The sequence below is a fragment of the Streptomyces coelicoflavus genome (assembly GCF_003112555.1).
Lineage (GTDB): Bacteria > Actinomycetota > Actinomycetes > Streptomycetales > Streptomycetaceae > Streptomyces > Streptomyces coelicoflavus.
In genome coordinates, this window is the sequence record NZ_BEWB01000006.1 from 172,859 (window position 1) to 196,508 (window position 23,650).

Below are 23,650 nucleotides of genomic sequence, written 5' to 3' on the forward strand. Positions count from 1 at the left end.
TCCGGGTTATTCAGACTCTCGGTAAGCAACCGGGTCGGCAGAGGCCCGGCTCCGCATGCCTTAGGCTTGTGGGGTTGGGCGTCTGCCACCCGTACGCCCGCAGGCCACGCCTGCAAATATTTGCTTACTACGCCGTAGGTCCACCGCGCCGCACCCGTCCCGTCTCGGATCGGGGAGAGGGATGGCGCACCAGGAAACCCCGGCGAGAGAGGCCGAAGGCCAATTCATGACCATGACTGATCCGATCGCAGACATGCTTACGCGTCTGCGGAACGCGAACTCGGCGTACCACGACTCCGTGACGATGCCGGCGTCCAAGATCAAGTCTCACATCGCGGAGATCCTCCAGCAGGAGGGCTTCATCACCGGCTGGAAGACCGAGGACGCCGAGGTCGGCAAGAACCTCACCCTCGAGCTGAAGTTCGGTCCGAACCGTGAGCGCTCCATCGCGGGCATCAAGCGGATCTCCAAGCCCGGTCTCCGGGTGTACGCGAAGTCCACCAACCTGCCCAAGGTGCTGGGTGGCCTCGGCGTGGCGATCATCTCCACGTCGCACGGGCTCCTCACCGACAAGCAGGCCGGCAAGAAGGGCGTAGGCGGAGAAGTCCTCGCCTACGTCTGGTAACGGAAGGGAACGGAGGAAACAGCTATGTCGCGCATCGGCAAGCTCCCCATCGCGGTTCCCGCCGGCGTGGACGTCACCATCGACGGCCGTACGGTTTCGGTCAAGGGCCCCAAGGGCTCGCTGACCCACACCGTCGTGGCGCCGATCGACATCGCCAAGGGTGAGGACGGCGTGCTGAACGTCACCCGCCCCAACGACGAGCGTCAGAGCAAGGCCCTGCACGGCCTGTCCCGCACGCTGGTGGCGAACATGATCACCGGCGTGACCCAGGGTTACGTGAAGAAGCTCGAGATCAGCGGTGTCGGTTACCGCGTGCTCGCCAAGGGTTCGAACCTGGAGTTCTCCCTCGGCTACAGCCACCCGATCCTGGTCGAGGCCCCCGAGGGCATCACCTTCAAGGTGGAGAACCCGACCCACTTCTCGGTCGAGGGCATCGACAAGCAGAAGGTCGGCGAGGTTGCGGCCAACATCCGCAAGCTGCGCAAGCCCGACCCGTACAAGGCCAAGGGCGTCAAGTACGAGGGCGAAGTCATCCGCCGCAAGGTCGGAAAGGCGGGTAAGTAAGCCATGGCATACGGACAGAAGATCCTCAAGGGCGACGCCTACAAGCGCGCCGCGATCAAGCGCCGCCACATCCGGATTCGCAAGAATCTCTCGGGTACGGCGGAGCGTCCCCGTCTGGTCGTTACCCGCTCGAACCGCCACATCGTGGCCCAGGTGATCGACGACATCAAGGGTCACACCCTGGCGTCGGCGTCCACCCTGGACACCTCGATCCGCGGTGGCGAGGCCGACAAGTCCGCGCAGGCCAAGCAGGTCGGCGCCCTGGTCGCCGAGCGCGCCAAGGCTGCCGGCGTCGAGGCCGTCGTGTTCGACCGTGGTGGCAACCAGTACGCCGGGCGCATCGCAGCCCTGGCGGACGCCGCCCGCGAAGCCGGACTGAAGTTCTGAGCCGGTTCCGTAACGCTAGCGGAAACAGAGAGAGGTAATTCCAATGGCTGGACCCCAGCGCCGCGGCAGCGGTGCCGGTGGCGGCGAGCGGCGGGACCGGAAGGGCCGTGACGGTGGCGCAGGTGCCGCCGAGAAGACCGCTTACGTTGAGCGCGTCGTCGCGATCAACCGCGTCGCCAAGGTTGTGAAGGGTGGTCGTCGCTTCAGCTTCACCGCGCTGGTCGTGGTGGGCGACGGTGACGGCACCGTGGGTGTCGGATACGGCAAGGCCAAGGAGGTGCCGGCCGCCATCGCCAAGGGTGTTGAGGAGGCCAAGAAGCACTTCTTCAAGGTCCCCCGCATCCAGGGCACCATCCCGCACCCCATCCAGGGTGAGAAGGCTGCCGGCGTCGTGCTGCTCAAGCCCGCGTCCCCCGGTACCGGTGTTATCGCCGGTGGTCCGGTGCGCGCCGTGCTCGAGTGCGCCGGTATCCACGACGTGCTGTCGAAGTCGCTCGGCTCCGACAACCAGATCAACATCGTGCACGCGACCGTGGAGGCCCTCAAGGGCCTGCAGCGTCCCGAGGAGATCGCGGCCCGCCGTGGTCTGCCGCTCGAGGACGTCGCCCCCGCGGCCCTTCTCCGTGCGCGTGCCGGGGCGGGTGCGTAATCATGGCGCAGCTCAAGATTACGCAGGTCAAGTCCTACATCGGCAGCAAGCAGAACCACCGTGACACCCTGCGTTCCCTTGGTCTCAAGGGGATCAACACGCAGGTCGTCAAGGAGGACCGCCCCGAGTTCCGCGGCATGGTGCACACCGTCCGCCACCTCGTGACGGTCGAGGAGGTCGACTGATCATGGCGGAGAACAACCCGCTCAAGATCCACAACCTCCGTCCCGCCCCGGGCGCCAAGACCGCCAAGACCCGTGTCGGTCGTGGTGAGGCGTCGAAGGGTAAGACGGCCGGTCGTGGTACCAAGGGCACGAAGGCCCGTTACCAGGTTCCGGAGCGCTTCGAGGGTGGCCAGATGCCCCTCCACATGCGTCTCCCGAAGCTGAAGGGCTTCAAGAACCCGTTCAAGACCGAGTTCCAGGTCGTGAACCTCGACAAGCTGGCCGCGCTGTACCCCGAGGGTGGCGAGGTCACCGTCGAGGGCCTCGTGGCCAAGGGTGCCGTTCGCAAGAACAGCCTCGTCAAGGTCCTCGGCCAGGGCGAGGTCTCCGTGGCGCTCCAGGTGACGGTCGACGCCGTCTCCGGCTCCGCCAAGGAGAAGATCACCGCCGCCGGCGGTACCGTCACCGAGCTCGTCTGAACCCATCAGGCGCCTCGATGACTTGAGCGATCCCGACCGGGGATACCCCACAAAAGGGGTATCCCCGGTTGGTCGTTCCAAGGGCATAGGTCCCGCCGGTAAGGTGGCCTGCGCTGCCCTCTTTCACGGGTGCCTCACATGGGGCACTCTGGGCGGCGGTTCAGCGTTAGTCACTTAGCCGTCCACTTGTCAGCCGTCAGTCGAACCTCAAGACCGTCACCCTTGACGCAGTAGCGCGGGGGTCGCAGGAGGCACCGTGCTCACCGCGTTCGCCCGGGCGTTCAAGACGCCCGACCTGCGCAAGAAGCTGCTCTTCACGCTCGGCATCATCGTGGTGTACCGACTCGGTACCCACATCCCCATTCCAGGCGTCGACTACAAGAACGTCCAGGAGTGCGTGAAGCAGGCGTCCGGCAACCAGGGCCCCCTCGGCCTGGTCAACATGTTCAGCGGTGGCGCGCTGCTGCAGATCACGGTCTTCGCACTCGGCATCATGCCGTACATCACGGCGAGCATCATTCTGCAGCTGCTCACCGTCGTGATCCCGCGTCTGGAAGCCCTCAAGAAGGAGGGCCAGGCGGGTACGGCGAAGATCACGCAGTACACCCGTTACCTGACCATCGCCCTGGCCATCCTCCAGGGCACCGGCCTGGTGGCCACCGCCCGCAGCGGCGCGCTCTTCTCCAACTGCACCGTCGCCGGTCAGATCGTGCCCGACCAGGCGATCTTCACCACCGTCGTCATGGTGGTCACCATGACCGCCGGTACGGCCGTCGTCATGTGGCTCGGTGAGCTCATCACCGACCGCGGCATCGGCAACGGCATGTCGATCCTGATGTTCATCTCGATCGCCGCGACCTTCCCGTCCGCCCTGTGGGCCATCAAGCAGGAGGGCACCCTGGCGGGCGGCTGGATCGAGTTCGGCACCGTCATGCTGGTCGGCTTCGTCATGGTCGGCCTGGTGGTCTTCGTCGAGCAGGCCCAGCGCCGCATCCCGGTGCAGTACGCCAAGCGCATGATCGGCCGTCGTTCCTACGGGGGTACGTCGACGTACATCCCGCTGAAGGTGAACCAGGCGGGCGTCATCCCCGTCATCTTCGCCTCGTCGCTGCTCTACATCCCGGCGCTGGTCGTCCAGTTCTCGAACTCGACGTCGGGCTGGGCCACCTGGATCACGAAGAACCTCGCGGACACCGGGGCGACGCCGCACATCATTCTGTACTTCTTCCTGATCGTCTTCTTCGCCTTCTTCTACGTGGCCATCTCGTTCAACCCCGAGGAAGTCGCGGACAACATGAAGAAGTATGGTGGGTTCATCCCGGGCATCCGGGCTGGCCGACCGACCGCTGAGTATCTGAGCTACGTACTCAACCGGATCACCTGGCCGGGTTCGCTGTATCTGGGCCTGATCTCTCTCGTACCGACAATGGCGTTGGCCGGTTTCGGGGCAAACCAGAACTTCCCGTTCGGCGGGACCAGCATCCTGATCATCGTGGGTGTCGGTCTCGAGACGGTGAAGCAGATCGAGAGCCAGCTCCAGCAGCGCAATTACGAAGGGTTCCTCCGCTGATGCGAATCGTCCTCGTCGGGCCGCCGGGCGCCGGAAAGGGAACGCAGGCCACCCGCCTTGCCGAGACGCTGCACATTCCGCACATCTCCACGGGTGATCTGTTCCGCGCGAACATCAGCCAGCAGACCGAACTGGGCAAGCTCGCGAAGTCCTACATGGACGCCGGCAATCTCGTGCCGGACGAGGTCACCATCGCCATGGCGAAGGACCGCATGGAGCAGCCCGACGCCGAGGGCGGCTTCCTGCTGGACGGCTTCCCGCGCAACGTCTCCCAGGCCGAGGCGCTCGACGAGCTGCTCGAGACCGAGGGCATGAAGCTCGACGCGGTGCTCGACCTGGAGGCCCCGGAGGACGAGGTCGTCAAGCGGATCGCCGGCCGGCGGGTCTGCCGCAACGACTCGGCCCACGTCTTCCACGTGACGTACACCCCGCCGAAGAAGGAAGGCGTCTGCGACGTCTGCGGCGGCGAGCTGTACCAGCGGGACGACGACTCCGAGGAGACGGTCCGCAAGCGGCTCGAGGTCTACCACACGCAGACCGAGCCGATCATCGACTACTACAAGGCCCAGGGCCTTGTGACCACGGTCTCCGCGATGGGGAAGGTGGCGGACGTCACGAAGCGGGCCATGTCGGCGCTGACCGGCTCGTAACAGCTTGAAAAGGAAGGCAGCGGTCCCCGGTGGGGGCCGCTGCCTTCCTTCTTGTGGACCCCCGGAAGTGCTCAGCTGAGGAGGTACGGCCATCAAGCTCGAACAGTTGCCACGGTCCGACGATTCCGCCGAGGGGGAGCGTCCGTCGCTGTTCCGCCGCAGGAGTCGCAGCCTCGCTCTCGCCGCGGTCGTCGTGGTCGCCGCGGTCGTCGGGGTGTCGTTGGCCCTGACGGGGGGCGACTCGGAAGGCGGGTCCGAGTCCGAGTCCGAGGTCGCGGACGTGGTGGCGCATCCGGACCAGTCCCCGCCGCGCGAGCTGATAGCCGCCGGGCAGGTCGCCCTCTCGGCGTACTACACGACGAAGCTCGTGCAGCAGCCGGGCGGGGACGCGGTGAACGGGCGCGAGTGGAGTCTGTACGACGCCGCGGCCAAGCGGTACGAGAAGACCGACTGGGCCTGGCTCGACGTCGCCCCCGGGATGAAGACGGCCGCGGTGCTGGAGGGCGATCTGCCCGCCGGCCGGATCGGGCTGCTGAATCTGTCGACGGGCAAGGTCGAGCGCTGGATCAAGGTCGACAAGGGCGTGGGCGGGGTGCAGTTCTCGCCGGACGGCGAGCGCCTGGTGGCGACGGCGTACGACGACAACCCGGACGGACTCTTCCGGGACGCGCCGGTGCGCATGGACGGCGCGGACGGCGGCGAAGGCAAGGAGATGCCGGGGCCGAAGCAGAGCCGTACCGGCTTCTACGTCATCGACGTCGACTCCGGCCGGGCGCGGTTCAGTGAGCGGCCGGCCAAGAAGGACAGTCTCGCGGCCATGGTCGGCACCGGACGTCAGGACTTCAGCTGGAGCCTCGACGGCAAGCTGCTGTGGGAGCAGCGGCTCGACCAGCCGGGCAGGAACTACTACGACGTGAACGGCGGGCTGAAGCCGCTTCCGCAGCAGAAGACCGATCAGATCTTCCCGCCGGTGGTCGCGTCCCCGGACGGCGAACTCGTGACCGGCGGCTTCGCGGGAGGTGAGGACGGCGAGATCGTCTCCGCGGTGCTGGACGCGAAGACCGGCAAGCGGAGCGGCGTCGTCCCCGGACAGCAGCTTCTCGCGTGGGCGGACGACACCCACCTCATCGCCTGGCGGTGCGACCCCGGCCAGTGCCGGCCCGGAAAGGGAGAGTTCCGCAACCAGCTGATCCTGGTCGGCCTCGACAGCGACGAGGTGACACCGCTCTCGGGCTTCCGCAAGGCCGAGATGGACTACGCCGGCCGCTGGACACCGGTCTTCACCCGGCGCTGACCGTCGTCACGGTCCCGCGCGGAGGTGCGCCCGGGACCGGCCGTACCAAGAGATCCGGCCGGTGCGGACGAATCGATTCGTCCGCACCGGCCGGAGCGTCTGAGCGGGTCTGTCTACTCGTCGAAGTACCAGTTCGAGCGGACGCAGGAGCCGGTGCCGTGCCAGCAGACGGCCAGACCGTGCGAGATGTTGCCGATCATGTCGTAGCCGTTGTTGGACCGGTCGCAGCCGGCGTCTCCGCCGTCGTCCTCCTTGATGACCCAGACCAGGCCGGTGCCCGTGCTGTTGAGTCGCTCCAGGTACCCCGTGACGCCGTAGCCGTCGGCCCGCTTGTCGCAGACCGTGATGTCGTCACCGTCGTCGTTGAACGTCACCGTGCCCCGGTCGCCGTACCAGAGGGGCCCCTCGTTGCCGGCCAGCGCGGGCGAGGCCGCGGTGATGCCGAGCAGGGTGACGGCGGCACCGGTCAGGGCCAGGCGAGACAGCGTTCTCTTGATCACTTGTACCTCTGTTTCTGGAGGACCGTGAAACTGGTCCGGAGCGGATGAGCTGCGGTCTGGCACCCAAGATCGCTAGGTGGCAACTGTGAGGCTATGGTGAACAGTTGGGTTCGTCAACGGATTTTGTTGCTGAGGGTGCAGCTCTGACTACAGCCGTGACGGGCCTCGCGTACCGATCGCCGGCGGGCCGCGCGAGGCCCGTCCGGGCGGCCGTCACCCCCGGCTCCGGCTCGCGCGGACGCGTATCGTGGTGGCGTCAGACGTAAACCCGCGGCAGGAGGCGGCAGCCCAGATGGTGCAGATCAAGAACCCCGAGCAGATCGCCAAAATGCGCGAAGCGGGGCTGGTCGTCGCCGCCATCCACGCGGCCACCCGGGAGGCCGCCGTGCCCGGTGCGACGACCAAGGACCTGGACCAGGTCGCCCGCAAGGTCCTCGCGGAGCACGACGCCAAGCCGAACTTCCTCGGGTACGGCGGTTTCCCCGCCACCATCTGCACCTCGGTGAACGAGGTCGTCGTCCACGGCATCCCGTCCGACGACGTGGTCCTCAAGGACGGCGACGTCATCTCCATCGACTGCGGCGCGATCATCGACGGCTGGCACGGCGACGCCGCCTACACGGCCTTCGTCGGCTCCGGTCACTCCCCGGAGCTGGTCGAGCTGTCCCGGGTGACCGAGGAGTCGATGTGGGCGGGCATCGCGGCCATGAAGCAGGGCAACCGCCTGGTCGACGTCTCCCGCGCCATCGAGACCTACATCCGCCGCCAGCCCAAGCCCGGCGGCGGCAAGTACGGGATCATCGAGGACTACGGCGGCCACGGCATCGGCACCGAGATGCACATGGACCCGCACCTGCTGAACTACGTCGAGCGCAAGCGCGGCAAGGGCCCGAAGCTCGTCCCCGGCTTCTGCCTCGCGATCGAGCCGATGGTCTCCCTCGGCACCCCGCGCACCGAGGTCCTGTCCGACGACTGGACGGTCATCACGACCGACGGCACCTGGTCCTCCCACTGGGAGCACTCGGTGGCCCTGACGGAACAGGGCCCGCTGGTCCTGACCTCCCCCGACGGCGGCAGGGCCAAGCTGGCGGAGCTGGGGATCACGGCTGCCCCCGATCCCCTCGCATAACGATCTCGCATCCGGGGCAGACTTCCTCGTTTCGCCTTTCCGGGTGTGCTGACGTAGACTGACGCGTCGGCTCCCGTGCACCCCCATGTCTTGTGGGTTGTGCGACGAGTCGATCAAGGTAGTCGATTCGAAGGGCGAAGCGTGGCCAAGAAGCAAGGTGCCATCGAGATCGAGGGCACTGTCGTCGAGTCTCTTCCGAACGCCATGTTCAGGGTCGAGCTCCAGAACGGCCACCAGGTCCTGGCACACATCAGCGGCAAGATGCGTATGCACTACATCCGCATCCTCCCTGACGACCGGGTCGTGGTGGAGCTGTCTCCGTACGACCTGACGCGTGGCCGGATCGTCTACCGGTACAAGTAGATCTTGCCCACGTCCCGCGTGCCCCGCGCGCGGGTCCGTCGGCAACTGACCCGGAGAACCTCACACCCATGAAGGTCAAGCCGAGCGTCAAGAAGATCTGCGACAAGTGCAGGGTGATCCGCCGTCACGGTCGGGTCATGGTCATCTGCGACAACCCGCGCCACAAGCAGCGCCAGGGCTGACGCCTGACCGTTCCCTCCGCGATTCGCATGACTTCGCGCGACGCGAGCTGAAACATGTTCATACGCAGGACCCGGGCGAGCGATCGTCCGACACCCCCGGCTCGGAGGCCGGGGACCCGATCCGTACCTCATACGGCGGCCGGGGACCGGTCCTGTGGAAGACCTCCGACAATCAACTGGAGCCATTGAATGGCACGCGTTTCCGGTGTTGACATCCCGCGCGAAAAGCGCGTGGAGATCGCCCTCACCTACGTGTTCGGCATTGGCCGGACCCTCTCGCAGCAGACGCTCGCCGCCACCGGCGTGGACCCGAACACCCGTGTTCGGGACCTCTCCGAGGAGCAGCTCGTCGCGATCCGCGAGTACGTCGACAACAACATCAAGACCGAGGGTGACCTCCGTCGCGAGGTGCAGGCCGACATCCGCCGCAAGGTCGAGATCGGCACCTACCAGGGTCTGCGCCACCGTCGCGGCCTGCCCGTCCGCGGTCAGCGCACCAGCACCAACGCCCGCACCCGCAAGGGCCCGCGTCGCGCCATCGCCGGCAAGAAGAAGCCGGGCAAGAAGTAGTCCGCAGCGGACTTCGCCGTCCAGCGGTCTTCGCTGTAGGACCGACCACCTCCCGTAGGAGAACGACATGCCCCCCAAGGGACGTCAGGGCGCGACCAAGAAGGTGCGCCGCAAGGAAAAGAAGAACGTCGCTCACGGCCACGCGCACATCAAGAGCACGTTCAACAACACGATCGTGTCCATCACGGACCCGACCGGCAACGTGATCTCCTGGGCCTCCGCCGGCCACGTCGGCTTCAAGGGCTCCCGGAAGTCCACGCCGTTCGCCGCGCAGATGGCCGCCGAGTCGGCTGCCCGCCGCGCGCAGGAGCACGGCATGCGCAAGGTCGACGTCTTCGTCAAGGGCCCGGGTTCCGGTCGTGAGACCGCCATCCGCTCCCTCCAGGCGACCGGCCTCGAGGTCGGCTCCATCCAGGACGTCACGCCCACCCCGCACAACGGCTGCCGTCCGCCGAAGCGTCGTCGCGTCTGATCTCGCTTCACCTGCTTCACCAGGGTTTTCCGGGCGGTACGGCTCTTTCGGGTCGTATCGCCCGTACCCTTGCAGTACTGGTCGGGCGTCAAATAGCGGGCGCCCCTGACTGAAGGAACACACATGCTGATCGCTCAGCGTCCCTCGTTGACCGAAGAGGTCGTCGACGAGTTCCGCTCCCGGTTCGTCATCGAGCCGCTGGAGCCGGGCTTCGGCTACACCCTCGGCAACTCCCTCCGCCGCACCCTCCTCTCGTCGATCCCCGGCGCTGCTGTCACCAGCATCCGTATCGACGGTGTCCTGCACGAGTTCACCACCGTGCCGGGCGTCAAGGAGGACGTGACCGACCTGATCCTCAACATCAAGCAGCTGGTCGTCTCCTCGGAGCACGACGAGCCGGTCGTGATGTACCTGCGCAAGCAGGGCCCGGGTCTGGTCACCGCCGCCGACATCGCGCCCCCGGCCGGTGTCGAGGTGCACAACCCCGACCTCGTCCTCGCCACGCTCAACGGCAAGGGCAAGCTGGAGATGGAGCTGACCGTCGAGCGCGGTCGCGGCTACGTCTCCGCCGTGCAGAACAAGCAGGTCGGTCAGGAGATCGGGCGCATCCCGGTCGACTCGATCTACTCGCCGGTCCTCAAGGTCACGTACAAGGTCGAGGCCACGCGTGTCGAGCAGCGCACCGACTTCGACAAGCTGATCGTCGACGTCGAGACCAAGCAGGCCATGCGTCCGCGCGACGCCATGGCGTCGGCCGGCAAGACGCTGGTCGAGCTGTTCGGTCTCGCCCGCGAGCTGAACATCGACGCCGAGGGCATCGACATGGGTCCGTCCCCGACGGACGCCGCGCTCGCCGCCGATCTGGCGCTGCCGATCGAGGAGCTGGAGCTCACCGTTCGGTCGTACAACTGCCTCAAGCGCGAGGGCATCCACTCCGTGGGTGAGCTCGTGGCGCGGTCCGAGGCCGACCTGCTCGACATCCGCAACTTCGGTGCGAAGTCGATCGACGAGGTCAAGGCCAAGCTCGCGGGCATGGGCCTCGCGCTGAAGGACTCGCCTCCCGGATTCGACCCGACCGCCGCCGCGGACGCCTTCGGCGCCGACGACGACGCGGACGCGGGCTTCGTGGAGACCGAGCAGTACTGATCGGCACCACTTCCGGGGGCCTCGTGAAGGCCCCCGGATCTCCGACAGGCGGCCGCCTGCTCGGATACTGACTTCGGTACCTGATACGGCCGGGGCAGACACCTAGGAGAAACACCATGCCGAAGCCCACCAAGGGTGCCCGTCTGGGCGGCAGCGCCGCGCACGAGAAGCTGCTCCTCGCAAACCTGGCGAAGAGCCTCTTCGAGCACGGCAAGATCACCACCACCGAGGCGAAGGCGCGCAAGCTGCGTCCGTACGCCGAGCGTCTGGTCACCAAGGCGAAGAAGGGCGACCTTCACAACCGCCGTCAGGTGCTCCAGGTGATCACGGACAAGAGCATCGTCCACACGCTCTTCACCGAGATCGGCCCGCGCTACGAGAACCGTCCCGGTGGCTACACCCGGATCACCAAGATCGGTAACCGCCGTGGCGACAACGCGCCCATGGCCGTCATCGAGCTGGTCGAGGCGCTGACCGTGGCGCAGCAGGCCACCGGCGAGGCCGAGGCCGCGACCAAGCGTGCCGCCAAGGACGCCGAGGGCTCCGCCGAGGCTGCTGAGGCCAAGGTCGACACGACCAAGGCCGACGACGAGGCTGCGGCCGAGGAGTCGAAGGACGCGTAAGCGTCTGCCGGGGTCTGTGCGTCGGCGGCTGCGGGTTCGTGGTGGCTTGTCGCGCCCACGCGGCGGAGCCGCATATCGAGCACAGCCCCGCGCCCCTTGAGGGTGTTGGCGGGTCCGTTCCTTTCGAGGGGCGGGCCCGCTTTTTCGTTGGTGAGAGGAGTTCTGGGTGAGTGACGAAGTAGCGGCCGGACTGGTGCGGGTGCGGCTGGATCTGTCCTACGACGGGAGGGAGTTCTCCGGGTGGGCCAAGCAGGCCGGGGGGCGGCGGACCGTGCAGGGGGAGATCGAGGACGCGCTGCGGACCGTCACGCGGTCGCCGGAGACGTACGAGCTGACCGTGGCGGGGCGTACCGACGCCGGGGTGCACGCACGGGGGCAGGTCGCCCACGTCGATCTGCCGCGTGAGGTGTGGGCCGAGCACCACGTGAAGCTGCTCAAGCGGCTCGCGGGGCGGCTGCCCAGGGACGTGCGCGTCTGGGCGCTGCGCGAGGCGCCCAGCGGTTTCAACGCCCGGTTCTCGGCGGTCTGGCGGCGCTACGCCTACCGGGTCACCGACAACCCGGGCGGCGTCGACCCGCTGCTGCGCGGACACGTGCTGTGGCACGACTGGCCACTCGACGTGGACGCCATGAACGAGGCCGCCCGCGGACTGCTGGGCGAGCACGACTTCGCCGCCTACTGCAAGAAGCGGGAGGGGGCGACCACGATCCGGACGCTTCAGGAGCTGAGCCTGGTGCGGGGTGAGGACGGGATCGTCACCGCGACCGTGCGGGCCGACGCCTTCTGCCACAACATGGTGCGCTCCCTGATCGGGGCGCTGCTGTTCGTCGGCGACGGGCACCGTACGCCCGACTGGCCGGCGAAGGTGCTCGCCGCGGGCGTACGCGACTCGGCGGTGCACGTCGTACGGCCGCACGGGCTGACCCTGGAGGAGGTCGGTTACCCGGCCGACGAACTGCTGGCGGCCCGGAACAAGGAGGCGCGCAACAAGCGGTCGCTGCCGGGGGCCGGCTGCTGCTGACCGGCGCCGGGGCCGTCAGCCCGTTTCCGCCGCCGCCGATGCCTGGGCCTCGCCGCGCCGGCGGATCTGGCGGAAGGCGAACTCGGCCAGGTCGTCACCGGCGCGGAACACGCCGGTGGACTTCTCCGTGACGTCCTTGCCGCCCGTGAAACCGGCGACGGTGAAGTAGGCGTAGCGGCCGTAGGAGTTGGTCGTGGAGCGGCAGACGGCGCCGGTGCAGAAGGACTTGACGCCGCCGCCGGACAGGGAGCGCACGATGCTCTTCTTGTCGGCGTCCTTCTTGGCCTTCGTGGCCTGCGCCTCGTTGTCGAAGACGGCCACGCCGACGGTGACGGCGGTGTCGCCCTTGGTGTAGGTGACACGGATCAGGCGCGTGCACTTGTTGGCGTCGAGGACCTTCGGCAGGGTGCCCTGGGCGGCGGAGCCGCAGGTGCGGGTGTCGGCCGTCGGGCCCTTCTTGTAGACCGTCTCGCCCATGGTCAGCTGGGTGCCGGGGAAGAGCAGGTCCGGGCCGAGCGGGGCCTTGTCCTTCTTGGCGCTGGAGACGAAGTCCTTGGGGTCCAGCGGCGGCGGGGCGCTGGTCGGGGCGAAGGACGGATCGGTGGCCGTCGCGCTGGGTATGTCCGCCGTCGAGGGGAGCTGCGAGGAGGGGCCGTCGGAGGCCTGGTCCGAGCCGTTCGCCGAGACCACGGCGACCGCGACGGCACTGGCTATCGCGACGGTGGCCAGCGCGCCGCCGCCGATGAAGAACAGCCGGCGCCGCTTGGCACGGGCCTCGGAGGCCTCGGCGAGGGCAGCCCAGTCCGGCGTGTTGTCACTGTTCCCGCTGTTCCAGGGCTGCTGCGACTGAGGCTGCTGCGGCTGCTGCTGCGATTGCGGTGTCCAGGGATCCCACTGCGACTGAGGTCCCCCCTGCCCAAAGCTCATGGGCGGCATCTTAGACGGGCCTGTGGGCGTGCTGGTGCCGGGACTTGGGGCCCGCAGGGCCTAGCGTTCCGTGCATGCGGACGGGCAAAAGCGACATCTCCGGGTGGTTGGTGCGGCCGGCGGGAGGGCATCTGTGGGCGGTGCTCGGGACGGTGCTGGCGGCGTCCGCCGCGCACGCGGCGCGGACGACCTCGGACGGCGGGATGGACAACGCGATCGTCGTCCGGGCCGCCCGCACCTGGCTGGCCGGTGGCTCCCCGTACGACGACCCGCACTTCCTCTATCTGCCGAGCGCGGTCCTCGCCGCCGTGCCGGAGGCGGTGCTGCCCGGTGCGGTGCTGCGGGTGCTGGTGCCGGGTGCGGTGACCGTCCTGCTGGCGCTGGCCTGGGCCTGCGCGCTGCTCCTGCACCGGGTGCCGCTCGGCAGCCGGCTCGCGGCCCTCGGGCTGACCGGTCTGGCGATGGGCTTCGCGCCGTTCGGGCACCTGGTGCGGCTCGGCAACTGGACCGTGACGGCGACGGTGGCGCTGCCGCTGGCGCTGCTGCTGGCGAGCCGGGGGCGCTGGACCGGTGCGGGGGTCGTCATCGGGGCGGCCGTGGCGCTCAAGCCGCTGCTCGCGCCCGTCGTCCTGATTTTCCTCTTCGCCGGGCGGTGGCGGGCGCTGGCCGCGGCCGTGCTGGTGCCCGCGCTGGCCTCCGCCGCGGCGGCGCTGGCGATGCCCGACCCGGCGGGCTTCTTCACCCGCACTCTGCCCTTCCTGCTGCACGGCGACGACGGCTTCGTACGGCTCTACGAGGCCTCCCCGGCGGCCGTGCTGCCCCGGCTCGGGGTGCCGGCGGCGCTCGCGCAGGGGCTTGCGGTGGCGGCGGCGTGCGCCGGGGTGCTCTGCGCGTACCGGCGCTGGCGGCGCGCCGACCCCGGCCCGCTGCGGCTCGCGGAGACCGGGGCGGGGCTGATGCTGTCGGCGTTCCTGGTCTCCCGGCCGTCCTACGACCACTACCTCCTGGTCGCCCTGCCGCTGCTGCTCGCCGGGCTGCCGTACGCCGGGTCGGCGGCCCGCGGGGCGTGGTTCTGGATCGCCCTGGTGCCCCAGGTACCGGGGCTGACCTGGCCCTGGCTGGAGGGGGAGCGGCGGCGGGCCTTCCGGGACGCGTTCACGCTCTGCGTGCTGGCGGTGACGGTCGCCCGGCAGTCCTGGGCCGGGCCGGCGGCCGCCGGCGGGCGGGTGCCCCCGGGGCGGGAGCCGGAGCCGGAGCGCGCTCCCGCGGCCCCGTTTTGACCCGGCCACCGGGGCCCGGGTATTCTGCACAGTCGTATGTGTATTGGCTTGCTCATTCTCACGTGAGGGGCCCTTACACCGGTCCACCGGGACCGATGACCAGCGACCTGCACGCGGTATGCGTCACCGCGGTGCGGTCAGGGCTGTCGTGATCGTCTTCGGTGACCATGTCAGGACCACTCACTGAAGAAGCGAAGGCTACGAACCGTGCGTACGTACAGCCCCAAGCCCGGCGATGTGACGCGCCAGTGGCACGTCATCGACGCCCAGGACGTAGTCCTGGGTCGTCTGGCCACCACTGCGGCCTCCATCCTGCGCGGCAAGCACAAGCCGATCTACGCGCCCCACGTCGACACCGGTGACTTCGTCATCATCATCAACGCCGACAAGGTGCACCTCTCCGGCAACAAGCGGACCCAGAAGATGGCGTACCGCCACTCCGGCTACCCGGGCGGTCTGCGCTCGGTGCGCTACGACGAGCTGCTGGACAAGAACCCGGAGAAGGCCGTCGAGAAGGCCATCAAGGGCATGCTCCCCAAGAACTCCCTGGGCCGTCAGATGCTCTCGAAGCTGAAGGTCTACAAGGGTGACCAGCACCCGCACGGCGCGCAGCAGCCGCAGCCGTTCGAGATCACCCAGGTCGCGCAGTAGTTCCGGCCACCCTTTAAGACTGAAGAGAATCTGAGGAGCATCGTGGCCGAGACCACTCCCGAGCAGCCGCTCGAAGAGATCGACATCGACAGCTACACCACCGAGTCCGAGGTGCCCGTCGAGGGCGAGTACACCTCGGAGTCGATGGCCTCCGCGTTCGGCGAGCCGCAGCCGGCCGCCGGCCTGGGCCGTCGCAAGAACGCCATCGCCCGCGTCCGGATCGTCCCGGGCACCGGCAAGTGGAAGGTCAACGGGCGCACGCTCGAGGACTACTTCCCGAACAAGGTCCACCAGCAGGAAGTCAACGAGCCCTTCAAGGTGCTCGAGCTGGACAACCGCTACGACGTCATCGCCCGCATCTCGGGCGGCGGCGTCTCCGGTCAGGCCGGTGCGCTCCGTCTCGGTGTCGCCCGCGCGCTGAACGAGGCCGACGTGGACAACAACCGCGGCGCGCTCAAGAAGGCCGGTTACCTCAAGCGTGACGACCGTGCGGTCGAGCGCAAGAAGGCCGGTCTGAAGAAGGCCCGCAAGGCCCCGCAGTACAGCAAGCGCTAAGTCGTACCGGCTGGTCCGGCTGTACTCCGAACGCCCCGGCGGCACGCCACTGTGCTGCCGGGGCATTCGTTTATCCCTGCCGTTGGGCGTATAACGGCACAAGACGTTCTAAGGCTTATGTGATCGATGGTCGGGCGCTGTACGCCCGGGCCTTCGGGAGCCGACTGCGTGGGCCGCACTCATCGGCAGCCGCTTCCGGAATTGACGTTTCCTCAGGAGGACAAGTGGGACGACTCTTCGGCACGGACGGCGTGCGCGGTGTCGCCAACGCGGATCTGACGGCCGAGCTGGCGCTGGGCCTCTCCGTCGCCGCGGCGCACGTACTGGCCGAGGCCGGCACCTTCGCCGGTCACCGGGCGACCGCGGTGGTCGGCCGGGACCCGCGCGCCTCCGGGGAGTTCCTGGAAGCCGCCGTGGTCGCGGGCCTCGCCAGCGCCGGAGTGGACGTGCTGCGGGTCGGCGTGCTGCCGACGCCCGCGGTGGCCCACCTCACCGGCGCGCTCGGCGCCGACCTCGGCGTGATGCTCTCCGCCAGCCATAACGCCATGCCCGACAACGGCATCAAGTTCTTCGCCCGCGGCGGCCACAAGCTCGCCGACGAGCTGGAGGACCGCATCGAGGCCGTCTACGCCGACCACCGCACGGGCGCCCCCTGGGACCGCCCGACCGGCGCCGGTGTCGGCCGGGTCCGCGACTACGACGAGGGGCTCGACCAGTACGTCGCCCACCTCGTCGGCGTCCTCCCGAACCGCCTCGACGGACTGAAGATCGTCCTCGACGAGGCGCACGGCGCGGCCTCCCGGGTCTCGCCGGAGGCGTTCGCGCGGGCCGGTGCCGAACTGGTCACCATCGGCGCGGTGCCCGACGGCCTCAACATCAACGACGGCTGCGGCTCCACCCACCTCGACCTGCTCAAGGCCGCCGTCGTCGAGCACGGCGCCGACCTCGGCATCGCCCACGACGGCGACGCCGACCGCTGCCTGGCCGTGGACCACACCGGTGCGGAGGTCGACGGCGACCAGATCCTCGCCGTGCTCGCGCTCGCGATGCGGGAGCGGGAGGCGCTGCGCTCGGACACCGTCGTCGCGACCGTCATGTCCAACCTGGGCTTCAAGCTCGCCATGGAACGCGAGGGCATCCGGTTCGTGGCGACCTCGGTCGGCGACCGGTACGTCCTGGAGGAGATGAAGGAGCACGGCTACGCCCTCGGCGGCGAGCAGTCCGGCCACGTCATCATCCTCGACCACGCCACCACCGGCGACGGGACGCTGACCGGCCTGATGCTGGCGGCGCGGGTCGCGCAGAGCGGTCGTACGCTGCGGGACCTCGCGTCCGTGATGGAGCGGCTGCCGCAGGTGCTGGTCAATGTGCCGGACGTGGACAAGTCGCGGGTGACGAGCTCTGCCGAGCTGGCGACCGCCGTGTCCGAGGCCGAGCGGGAGCTCGGCAGCACCGGGCGGGTGCTGTTGCGTCCCTCGGGGACGGAGCCCTTGGTGCGGGTGATGGTGGAGGCTGCCGATATCGAGCAGGCTCGGGCTGTTGCCGGGCGGCTGGCGGATTCGGTGAAGTCGGCGCTCGGTTAGTTCTTGGGGCCGGGTTCGGGGCGGGGTGCTGGGTGATGCGGGCCGCGGGTTCGTTGTGGCTTGTCGCGCAGCCCCCGCGCGCCCCTTGGGTCATTGGCCCAGCCCGGCGTTCGGAGGTGGCCGTCCGTCAGGAGTTCTCCGGCTTCGTCAGTCTTGAGCGCTGAGTCGACCACAAAGCCTTCTGGGTCAGCAGGGTCAAGGTCCCGGCGACCACGATGCCTGCCAGGTTGAGGAGGAGTTGTTCGGCGGAGCCCACCGTCTGCTTCGTGTCGCCGAAGCTCAGGGCCACGGCCGCGTTGGCGGCGGCCGGGACCGTGGTGACGGAGATGGCGACGCCCACCAGGGCGCCGGACTTCGCCGAGGTCAGGGAGAGCGTGCCCGCGACGCCGGCGAGGATCGCCACCACGAAGGAGAAGGCGTCCGGGGCGTAGACGAAGCCGGTGTTGGGGCGGTCGCCCTCCAGCTTGCCCTCGCTGAACTGGCCGAACTCGGTCATGATCCAGCTGAAGCCCACCGTCACCGCCATCGCCACGAGGAAGCCCACCAGCAGGGCGATCGCCGAGCGCAGGGCGAGGCGCGGGGCCCGCTGGACGATCGCCGTGCAGATCCCGGCGAGGGGGCCGAACTCCGGGCCGACCGCCATCGCGCCCACGATCAGGATCGCGTTGTCGAGGACCACACCGCAGGCCGCGATCATCGTGGCCAGCGTGATGAAGGCGACGTAGGTGATGGAAAGGGTCGACTCCTCGTGGGTCGCCTCCTCCAACTGCTCCCACAGCACGGCGTCGGCGGGCTCGCCGGGCGCGTCCCGCTCCGCGCGGTCGGCGCGTTCCGACAGCGACAGGTCGATGTTCTCGGCGGTGATGGCGCCGCAGCTCTCGAGGTCCAACGACCGCAGGCGGTTGATGAGTTCGTCACCGGCCTCGCGGGCCACGTCGCACATGACGACGTCGCCCTCGGGCTCGCGGGCGGCGCCCGGCAGGACGACGAGGTGGGTGGTGCCGACCGTACGGTCGATCAGGCGGACCACCTCGTCGGTGCGATCGGCCGGGGTGATCAGGCGCAGATGCAGCATGGCGGCAGCGTAGCCATGCGGGGGAGCGCGGCTCCGGCCGGCAGGGAGCGTCCTCAACGCCATCGGTCCGTGATCTTCAGGAGATCTGCGAACGCTACCGTTCAGGGCGCATTGGCCGAGGTGAGAGGGGTTCGGTGATGAGCCGGAGACGTATGCGGGCGCGAACGGCGCTGTCGGTGGCGCTGGTCTGGGCGGCGACGGGCGGTACGGCCGTCGCCGCCACCGGTGCGGCTCTGCCGTGGGACGGGGGCCGGGCGGCGTCGGCCGTGGCCGTGGCGCGGCAGGCGGCCGCGCAGGAACTGGCGGTCTGGGACGCCCGGCGGGACGCCGCCTACCGGGAGGCCGTACGCGAAGCGGTGTCCCGGGCGGCGCAGTGGAAGGCGGCGGCGCTGCACGCGGGCGCGGCCACGGACTCCGTACCGGCGGCCGCCCGGGGCGGCGCCCCGGCCGGGGAAGCGGCCCCGGACGCGTCGGCGGCAGGGGGCTCCGGCGCGGGCGGCGGATCCGAACCGGCGGCGGGATCCGACATGGCGGCCAGGATCGAGGAGGCGCTCGACACGCCCCACCCGCGCCCCGAGAGCACGCCCGAGGCGGATCCGGAATTCCAGCAGGCGGTGGAGGACTCCTTCACCGACCCGGTCAAGGAACTCACCCCCAGCCCGGCCCCCTGACCGGCGCCGGCGGCCGGGCCGGGGTCACAGCTTGCGCAGGCTCAGGCGCTGGACCTTGTGGTCGGGGCCCTTGCGCAGCACCAGGGTGGCCCGGCCGCGGGTGGGGGCCACGTTCTCCACCAGATTGGGCTTGTTGATGGTGCGCCAGGTGGTGCGGGCGTAGTCGAGGGCCTCCTCCTCCGACACCTGCGTGTACTTGCGGAAGTACGAGGACGGGTTCTGGAAGGCGGTCGCGCGCAGCTTGCGGAAGCGGTTGAGGTACCAGCGCTCGATGTCCTCGGTGCGCGCGTCGACGTACACGCTGAAGTCGAAGTAGTCGGCGAGTCCGACCCTGGTGCGGCCGTCCTTGCCGGGCAGCGCGGGCTGGAGCACGTTGAGGCCCTCGACGATGAGGATGTCGGGGCGGCGGACCACGAGCCGCTGGTCCGGGACGATGTCGTAGATGAGGTGGGAGTAGACCGGCGCGGTCACCTCCGCCTTGCCCGCCTTGATGTCCGCGACGAACCGCGTCAGCGCCCGGCGGTCGTACGACTCGGGGAAACCTTTCCGCGACATCAGGCCCCGCGCCTCCAGCTCCCGCGTCGGCAGCAGGAAGCCGTCGGTGGTGACCAGCTCCACGCGCGGGTGCTCGGGCCAGCGCGAGAGCAGCGCCTGGAGCAGGCGGGCGACGGTGGACTTGCCCACCGCCACCGAACCAGCGACCCCTATGACGAAGGGGGTGCCGGACTGGGAGCCCTGCTCGCCGAGGAACGTGTTCAGCGCGCCGCGCAGGCCGTCGGTGGCGCCGACGTAGAGGTTGAGCAGCCGGGAGAGCGGCAGGTAGATGTCCCGCACCTCGTCGAGGTCGATGACGTCGCCGAGGCCGCGCAGCTTCTCGACCTCCTCGGCGGTCAGCGGCAGCGGCGTCTTGTCGCGCAGCGCGCTCCACTCGGGGCGGGTGAGGTCGACGTAGGGAGTCGCCTCCGGCCGCTGCCGGTGGGCGCTCCGGGGGATCGAGGGGACCGGAGAGATCACAGTCCATTGTTAACGGAGTACGAACGGGGCGGCAGGTGGGGTGCGTCACGCCCCGGGGGAGATCACGGTCGGGTCTCGGGTGGCCTGTTTCGATCGTACGTGCGATTCGCGTAGGTAAGGTGCGGGCAAAGTCGACCGGATTCGAACGCCGGTGTCGACGCGACTCCCCAGACTCCGACGCGACCGGACGTGGCCCGACTCGGCCACGTCCCCACGCGCCTCCGACGAAAGAGTGCCGACGTGAGTTCGACCGCTGTCCGCCGTACCGCCCTCGCGGCGTCCGCCGCCCTGGCCCTGCTCGCCACCGCCTGCGGCGGGTCCTCCGACGACGACGGCGCCACCGGTGACGACAAGGCGAAGGCGGAGCAGTCCGCCCCGGCGGGTGACGCCGGCCGGTCCGCCCCCGCGGGCAAGGCGCTGACCGCCGCCGAGCTGGAGAAGGTCGCCCTCGCCCAGGCCGACGTGAAGAACGGCGAGGTCGCCACCGAGCTGTCGGCGGACGACCAGGTGGCCAAGAGTGAGATCTCGACGGACGACAAGGCCTGCCTGCCGCTCGTCCACGTCCAGGGTGCGGTGGCCCAGGGCGAGCCGGCGGCGGACGTGCAGCGCTCCTGGCAGGGGCAGACGGAGTCGCCCTCCGAGAGCAAGGGCCCGGACGGCCAGGACATGACCGACATCGACGTGAACAAGATCCTGCTGAACGTCGCCTCCTATGCGGACGGCGGCGCCGAGCAGGCGATGGCGGGGCTGAAGACGGCGGTCGAGAAGTGCGCGGGCGGCTTCGAGGCGACCGTGGGCAGCGACAAGATGCGGGTCACCAAGGTGAGCGGCGTGGACCGTCTCAAGGCCGGTGACGAGGGGCTCACCGTCAGCCTCGGTGTGGCCACCGGTGGGGACGGCGGCGGGCTCATGAAGCTCGTCGTGGTCCGCAAGGGCGCCACGCTCGCCACCTTCAGCGTAGTCAACCTCTCCGCGATGATGACCGGCGCGGACTTCGAGGTCCCCTCGGACGTCGTCGACGCCCAGGTCGCCAAGCTCGGCTGACGCACCGGAGCCGAGCGGGGTGGCGTTCGTACCCCGGTGGGAATTTCCGATTTCGGGCACAGAACGGTCCCTTCTGGATCGCTGCATCGCCGATCTTGCTCGTAGGCTGCCGCGTATGTGCGGAATCGTGGGATACGTAGGGCCTCAGTCGGCACTCGATGTCGTGATGGCCGGACTGAAGCGGCTCGAGTACCGGGGATACGACTCGGCGGGCGTCGCCGTGCTCGCGGACGGCGGCCTCGCCACCGCCAAGCGGGCCGGCAAGCTCGTCAACCTCGACAAGGAACTGTCCGAACACCCGCTGCCGGCCGCCGTCACCGGCATCGGCCACACCCGCTGGGCCACCCACGGCGGCCCCACCGACGCCAACGCCCACCCGCACCTCGACAACGCGGGCCGGGTCGCCGTGGTCCACAACGGCATCATCGAGAACTTCGCGCCGCTGCGTGCCGAACTGGCGGAGCGCGGCCACGCGCTGGGTTCGGAGACCGACACCGAGGTCGTCGCCCACCTGCTCGCCGAGGAGTACTCCGCCTGCGCCGACCCCGCCGAGGCGATGCGGCGGGTGTGCCGGCGGCTCGAGGGTGCGTTCACCCTGGTCGCCGTGCACGCGGACGCGCCGGACGTCGTGGTGGGCGCCCGCCGCAACTCGCCGCTCGTGGTGGGTGTGGGGGAGGGCGAGTACTTCCTCGCCTCGGACGTCGCGGCCTTCATCGCCCACACCCGGGACGCCGTCGAACTGGGCCAGGACCAGGTCGTGGAGCTGCGCCGGGACGGCGTGCGGGTCACCGGCTTCGACGGCGCCCCGGCCGACGTCCGCTCGTACCACGTCGACTGGGACGCCTCGGCCGCCGAGAAGGCCGGGTACGCCTCCTTCATGCTCAAGGAGATCGCCGAGCAGCCGAAGGCCGTCGCCGACACCCTGCTCGGCCGCATCGACGGCTCCGGCACGCTCAGCCTGGACGAGGTGCGCATCCCGCCGGGGGTGCTCCGGGAGGTCGACAAGGTCGTCGTCGTCGCCTGCGGCACGGCCTTCCACGCCGGGCTCATCGCCAAGTACGCCATCGAGCACTGGACGCGGATCCCCTGCGAGGTGGAGCTGGCCAGCGAGTTCCGCTACCGCGACCCGATCCTCGACCAGCAGACCCTGGTCGTCGCGATCTCCCAGTCCGGCGAGACCATGGACACCCTCATGGCCCTGCGCCACGCCCGCGAACAGGGCGCCCGGGTCCTCGCCATCTGCAACACCAACGGCTCCACGATCCCCCGCGAGTCCGACGCCGTGCTCTACACCCACGCGGGCCCCGAGGTCGCCGTCGCCTCCACCAAGGCGTTCCTCACCCAGCTGGTCGCCTGCTACCTGGTCGCCCTCTACCTGGGCCAAGTGCGCGGCACCAAGTACGGCGACGAGATCCGCGACGTCGTCCGCGACCTGTCCGGCATCTCCGGCGCCGTCGAGCAGGTCCTGGGGACCATGGACCCCGTACGGGAACTGGCCCGCTCCCTCGCCCACAAGAACACGGTGCTCTTCCTCGGCCGGCACGTCGGCCACCCCGTCGCCCTCGAAGGCGCCCTCAAGCTGAAGGAGCTGGCGTACATGCACGCCGAGGGCTTCGCGGCGGGCGAGCTGAAGCACGGGCCGATCGCGCTGATCGAGGAGGACCTGCCGGTCGTCGTCGTCGTGCCGTCCCCGCGCGGGCGCTCGGTCCTCCACGACAAGATCGTGTCCAACATCCAGGAGATCCGGGCCCGCGGCGCCCGCACCATCGTCATCGCCGAGGAGGGCGACGAGGCGGTCGCCCCCTACGCCGACCACCTCGTGCGCGTGCCGGCCACCCCGACCCTGCTCCAACCCCTGGTGGCGACGGTGCCGTTGCAGGTCTTCGCCTGCGAACTGGCCACGGCCCGGGGCAACGAGGTGGACCAGCCGCGCAACCTGGCGAAGTCGGTGACGGTGGAGTAGCTCCGGAGGGTCCCTCAGCCGGCGCCACCGGGCAGCAGGGTGACGACCCGGAAGCGTTCCAGGACCGCCGGTGTCGCGTCGTCCACCGTGAACTCCGGGTCGCCCAGCGCCGCGCGCATCTCCTCGCCGTGCCAGAACCGCTCGTGGTCCGCGCGCCACTCGGCCACGCTCGTGTGTCCCTCGCCCTCGTCGACCGCGTGGGCGAGGTCCACCTCGGCCAGCGGGACGACGCGCACCTGTGTCACCTCGATGACGGCGACCGGGCGGCCGGACGAGTCGACGACCACCTCACGGTGACCGGGCCGCGGCAGCGGATCGCCGTCGTGCTCGTAGTCGGCGACCAGGCCCGTCGTCGAGGTCTTCGAACCGTCGAGGATCGCGGCGACGAGCCGGTCGCGCAGCGGACCGGGGAACGCGAACTCCGCCCGGGGGAGTGCGTCGAGGTCCGGGAGGTGCGGGTCCGGGTCCGGTGCGGCGGTCATGTGCTCACCGTACCGGC

Annotated in this window: 29 protein-coding genes; 24 read left to right on the forward strand and 5 right to left on the reverse strand. The window is 69.4% G+C overall.

Annotation, left to right across the window (positions count from 1 at the left end; translation table 11 throughout):
• Positions 1-226 precede the first annotated feature (226 nt).
• The 9 genes from rpsH to Sco07f_RS15700 all read left to right on the forward strand — a co-directional run bounded on the left by rpsH (position 227) and on the right by Sco07f_RS15700 (position 6,382).
• Complete coding sequence (gene rpsH, locus Sco07f_RS15660) at positions 227-625, forward strand: 30S ribosomal protein S8 (protein ID WP_003974254.1); 399 nt, start codon at positions 227-229, stop codon at positions 623-625.
• 24 nt (positions 626-649) lie between these two features.
• Complete coding sequence (gene rplF / locus Sco07f_RS15665) at positions 650-1,189, forward strand: 50S ribosomal protein L6 (protein WP_003974253.1); 540 nt, start codon at positions 650-652, stop codon at positions 1,187-1,189.
• A gap of 3 nt (positions 1,190-1,192) precedes the next feature.
• Entirely contained in the window at positions 1,193-1,576 is a 384-nt protein-coding gene (gene rplR / locus Sco07f_RS15670; RefSeq protein ID WP_003974252.1) for a 50S ribosomal protein L18, read from the forward strand.
• A 43-nt stretch (positions 1,577-1,619) separates the two neighbouring features.
• On the forward strand, positions 1,620-2,225 hold the full coding sequence (rpsE, locus tag Sco07f_RS15675) for a 30S ribosomal protein S5 (RefSeq protein ID WP_003974251.1): 606 nt from the start codon (positions 1,620-1,622) through the stop codon (positions 2,223-2,225).
• A 2-nt stretch (positions 2,226-2,227) separates the two neighbouring features.
• Complete coding sequence (gene rpmD, locus Sco07f_RS15680; protein ID WP_003974250.1) at positions 2,228-2,410, forward strand: 50S ribosomal protein L30; 183 nt, start codon at positions 2,228-2,230, stop codon at positions 2,408-2,410.
• Positions 2,411-2,412: 2 nt separating this feature from the next.
• Positions 2,413-2,868: a 50S ribosomal protein L15 gene (gene rplO / locus Sco07f_RS15685; RefSeq protein WP_007443991.1), complete on the forward strand. Its 456-nt coding sequence runs from the start codon at positions 2,413-2,415 to the stop codon at positions 2,866-2,868.
• A gap of 256 nt (positions 2,869-3,124) precedes the next feature.
• Positions 3,125-4,438, forward strand: coding sequence for a preprotein translocase subunit SecY (gene secY / locus Sco07f_RS15690; RefSeq protein ID WP_007443993.1), 1,314 nt, complete (start codon positions 3,125-3,127; stop codon positions 4,436-4,438).
• The gene (locus Sco07f_RS15695) at positions 4,438-5,088 is read left to right on the forward strand and encodes an adenylate kinase (protein ID WP_007443994.1); all 651 of its coding nucleotides are present in this window, start codon (positions 4,438-4,440) and stop codon (positions 5,086-5,088) included. The genes secY and Sco07f_RS15695 overlap by 1 nt, the downstream gene beginning before the upstream one ends.
• 106 nt (positions 5,089-5,194) lie before the next feature.
• The gene (locus Sco07f_RS15700) at positions 5,195-6,382 is read left to right on the forward strand and encodes a WD40 repeat domain-containing protein (protein WP_087789834.1); all 1,188 of its coding nucleotides are present in this window, start codon (positions 5,195-5,197) and stop codon (positions 6,380-6,382) included.
• A gap of 113 nt (positions 6,383-6,495) precedes the next feature.
• On the opposite strand, the gene Sco07f_RS15705 is transcribed toward Sco07f_RS15700, so the two are convergent.
• Positions 6,496-6,882 (reverse strand): hypothetical protein, encoded by a 387-nt coding sequence (locus Sco07f_RS15705; protein ID WP_087789833.1) that lies wholly within the window; start codon positions 6,880-6,882, stop codon positions 6,496-6,498.
• A 292-nt stretch (positions 6,883-7,174) separates the two neighbouring features.
• Here Sco07f_RS15705 and map point away from each other — a divergent pair, with 292 nt between their 5' ends.
• The 8 genes from map to truA all read left to right on the forward strand — a co-directional run bounded on the left by map (position 7,175) and on the right by truA (position 12,388).
• Positions 7,175-8,011, forward strand: a complete 837-nt coding sequence (gene map, locus Sco07f_RS15710; protein WP_054099489.1) for a type I methionyl aminopeptidase — start codon at positions 7,175-7,177, stop codon at positions 8,009-8,011.
• Between the two features lie 141 nt (positions 8,012-8,152).
• Entirely contained in the window at positions 8,153-8,374 is a 222-nt protein-coding gene (gene infA, locus Sco07f_RS15715; RefSeq protein WP_004927214.1) for a translation initiation factor IF-1, read from the forward strand.
• Positions 8,375-8,442: 68 nt separating this feature from the next.
• Entirely contained in the window at positions 8,443-8,556 is a 114-nt protein-coding gene (gene rpmJ / locus Sco07f_RS15720; protein ID WP_003974245.1) for a 50S ribosomal protein L36, read from the forward strand.
• Between the two features lie 189 nt (positions 8,557-8,745).
• Complete coding sequence (gene rpsM / locus Sco07f_RS15725; protein ID WP_003974244.1) at positions 8,746-9,126, forward strand: 30S ribosomal protein S13; 381 nt, start codon at positions 8,746-8,748, stop codon at positions 9,124-9,126.
• A gap of 67 nt (positions 9,127-9,193) precedes the next feature.
• Positions 9,194-9,598: a 30S ribosomal protein S11 gene (gene rpsK, locus Sco07f_RS15730; protein ID WP_007443997.1), complete on the forward strand. Its 405-nt coding sequence runs from the start codon at positions 9,194-9,196 to the stop codon at positions 9,596-9,598.
• Between the two features lie 123 nt (positions 9,599-9,721).
• Complete coding sequence (locus tag Sco07f_RS15735; protein ID WP_003966937.1) at positions 9,722-10,744, forward strand: DNA-directed RNA polymerase subunit alpha; 1,023 nt, start codon at positions 9,722-9,724, stop codon at positions 10,742-10,744.
• A gap of 116 nt (positions 10,745-10,860) precedes the next feature.
• Positions 10,861-11,367, forward strand: a complete 507-nt coding sequence (gene rplQ / locus Sco07f_RS15740; protein WP_007443998.1) for a 50S ribosomal protein L17 — start codon at positions 10,861-10,863, stop codon at positions 11,365-11,367.
• Between the two features lie 166 nt (positions 11,368-11,533).
• On the forward strand, positions 11,534-12,388 hold the full coding sequence (gene truA, locus Sco07f_RS15745; protein WP_087789832.1) for a tRNA pseudouridine(38-40) synthase TruA: 855 nt from the start codon (positions 11,534-11,536) through the stop codon (positions 12,386-12,388).
• Between the two features lie 15 nt (positions 12,389-12,403).
• Here the strand turns inward: truA and Sco07f_RS15750 are convergent, their stop codons facing one another.
• Positions 12,404-13,315 carry a hypothetical protein gene (locus tag Sco07f_RS15750; protein WP_042824941.1) on the reverse strand — a complete coding sequence of 304 codons (912 nt, stop codon included), beginning with the start codon at positions 13,313-13,315 and terminating at the stop codon, positions 12,404-12,406.
• A 74-nt stretch (positions 13,316-13,389) separates the two neighbouring features.
• Between Sco07f_RS15750 and Sco07f_RS15755 the strand changes: the two genes are divergently transcribed.
• From Sco07f_RS15755 to glmM, 4 genes are all read left to right on the forward strand, one after another.
• Positions 13,390-14,595: a glycosyltransferase family 87 protein gene (locus Sco07f_RS15755; RefSeq protein ID WP_244942060.1), complete on the forward strand. Its 1,206-nt coding sequence runs from the start codon at positions 13,390-13,392 to the stop codon at positions 14,593-14,595.
• Between the two features lie 207 nt (positions 14,596-14,802).
• Entirely contained in the window at positions 14,803-15,246 is a 444-nt protein-coding gene (rplM, locus tag Sco07f_RS15760) for a 50S ribosomal protein L13 (protein ID WP_003974239.1), read from the forward strand.
• Positions 15,247-15,288: 42 nt separating this feature from the next.
• On the forward strand, positions 15,289-15,801 hold the full coding sequence (gene rpsI / locus Sco07f_RS15765; RefSeq protein ID WP_003974238.1) for a 30S ribosomal protein S9: 513 nt from the start codon (positions 15,289-15,291) through the stop codon (positions 15,799-15,801).
• A gap of 224 nt (positions 15,802-16,025) precedes the next feature.
• Positions 16,026-17,384, forward strand: coding sequence for a phosphoglucosamine mutase (gene glmM, locus Sco07f_RS15770; protein ID WP_087789830.1), 1,359 nt, complete (start codon positions 16,026-16,028; stop codon positions 17,382-17,384).
• 127 nt (positions 17,385-17,511) lie between these two features.
• Here the strand turns inward: glmM and Sco07f_RS15775 are convergent, their stop codons facing one another.
• Complete coding sequence (locus tag Sco07f_RS15775) at positions 17,512-18,459, reverse strand: DUF389 domain-containing protein (protein WP_108988185.1); 948 nt, start codon at positions 18,457-18,459, stop codon at positions 17,512-17,514.
• A 152-nt stretch (positions 18,460-18,611) separates the two neighbouring features.
• Between Sco07f_RS15775 and Sco07f_RS15780 the strand changes: the two genes are divergently transcribed.
• Positions 18,612-19,130 carry a hypothetical protein gene (locus Sco07f_RS15780; protein WP_108988186.1) on the forward strand — a complete coding sequence of 173 codons (519 nt, stop codon included), beginning with the start codon at positions 18,612-18,614 and terminating at the stop codon, positions 19,128-19,130.
• Between the two features lie 24 nt (positions 19,131-19,154).
• Here the strand turns inward: Sco07f_RS15780 and coaA are convergent, their stop codons facing one another.
• On the reverse strand, positions 19,155-20,144 hold the full coding sequence (gene coaA / locus Sco07f_RS15785) for a type I pantothenate kinase (RefSeq protein WP_003974235.1): 990 nt from the start codon (positions 20,142-20,144) through the stop codon (positions 19,155-19,157).
• Positions 20,145-20,384: 240 nt separating this feature from the next.
• Between coaA and Sco07f_RS15790 the strand changes: the two genes are divergently transcribed.
• Together Sco07f_RS15790 and glmS are read left to right on the forward strand one after the other, a co-directional pair.
• Positions 20,385-21,188 carry a hypothetical protein gene (locus Sco07f_RS15790; protein WP_108988187.1) on the forward strand — a complete coding sequence of 268 codons (804 nt, stop codon included), beginning with the start codon at positions 20,385-20,387 and terminating at the stop codon, positions 21,186-21,188.
• A gap of 115 nt (positions 21,189-21,303) precedes the next feature.
• On the forward strand, positions 21,304-23,151 hold the full coding sequence (gene glmS, locus Sco07f_RS15795) for a glutamine--fructose-6-phosphate transaminase (isomerizing) (RefSeq protein ID WP_007443944.1): 1,848 nt from the start codon (positions 21,304-21,306) through the stop codon (positions 23,149-23,151).
• A gap of 14 nt (positions 23,152-23,165) precedes the next feature.
• Here glmS and Sco07f_RS15800 read toward each other — a convergent pair whose 3' ends face one another.
• A complete protein-coding gene (locus Sco07f_RS15800; RefSeq protein WP_087789826.1) occupies positions 23,166-23,633 on the reverse strand; it encodes an ASCH domain-containing protein in 468 nt (155 codons plus the stop codon).
• Between the last annotated feature and the right edge of the window lie 17 nt (positions 23,634-23,650).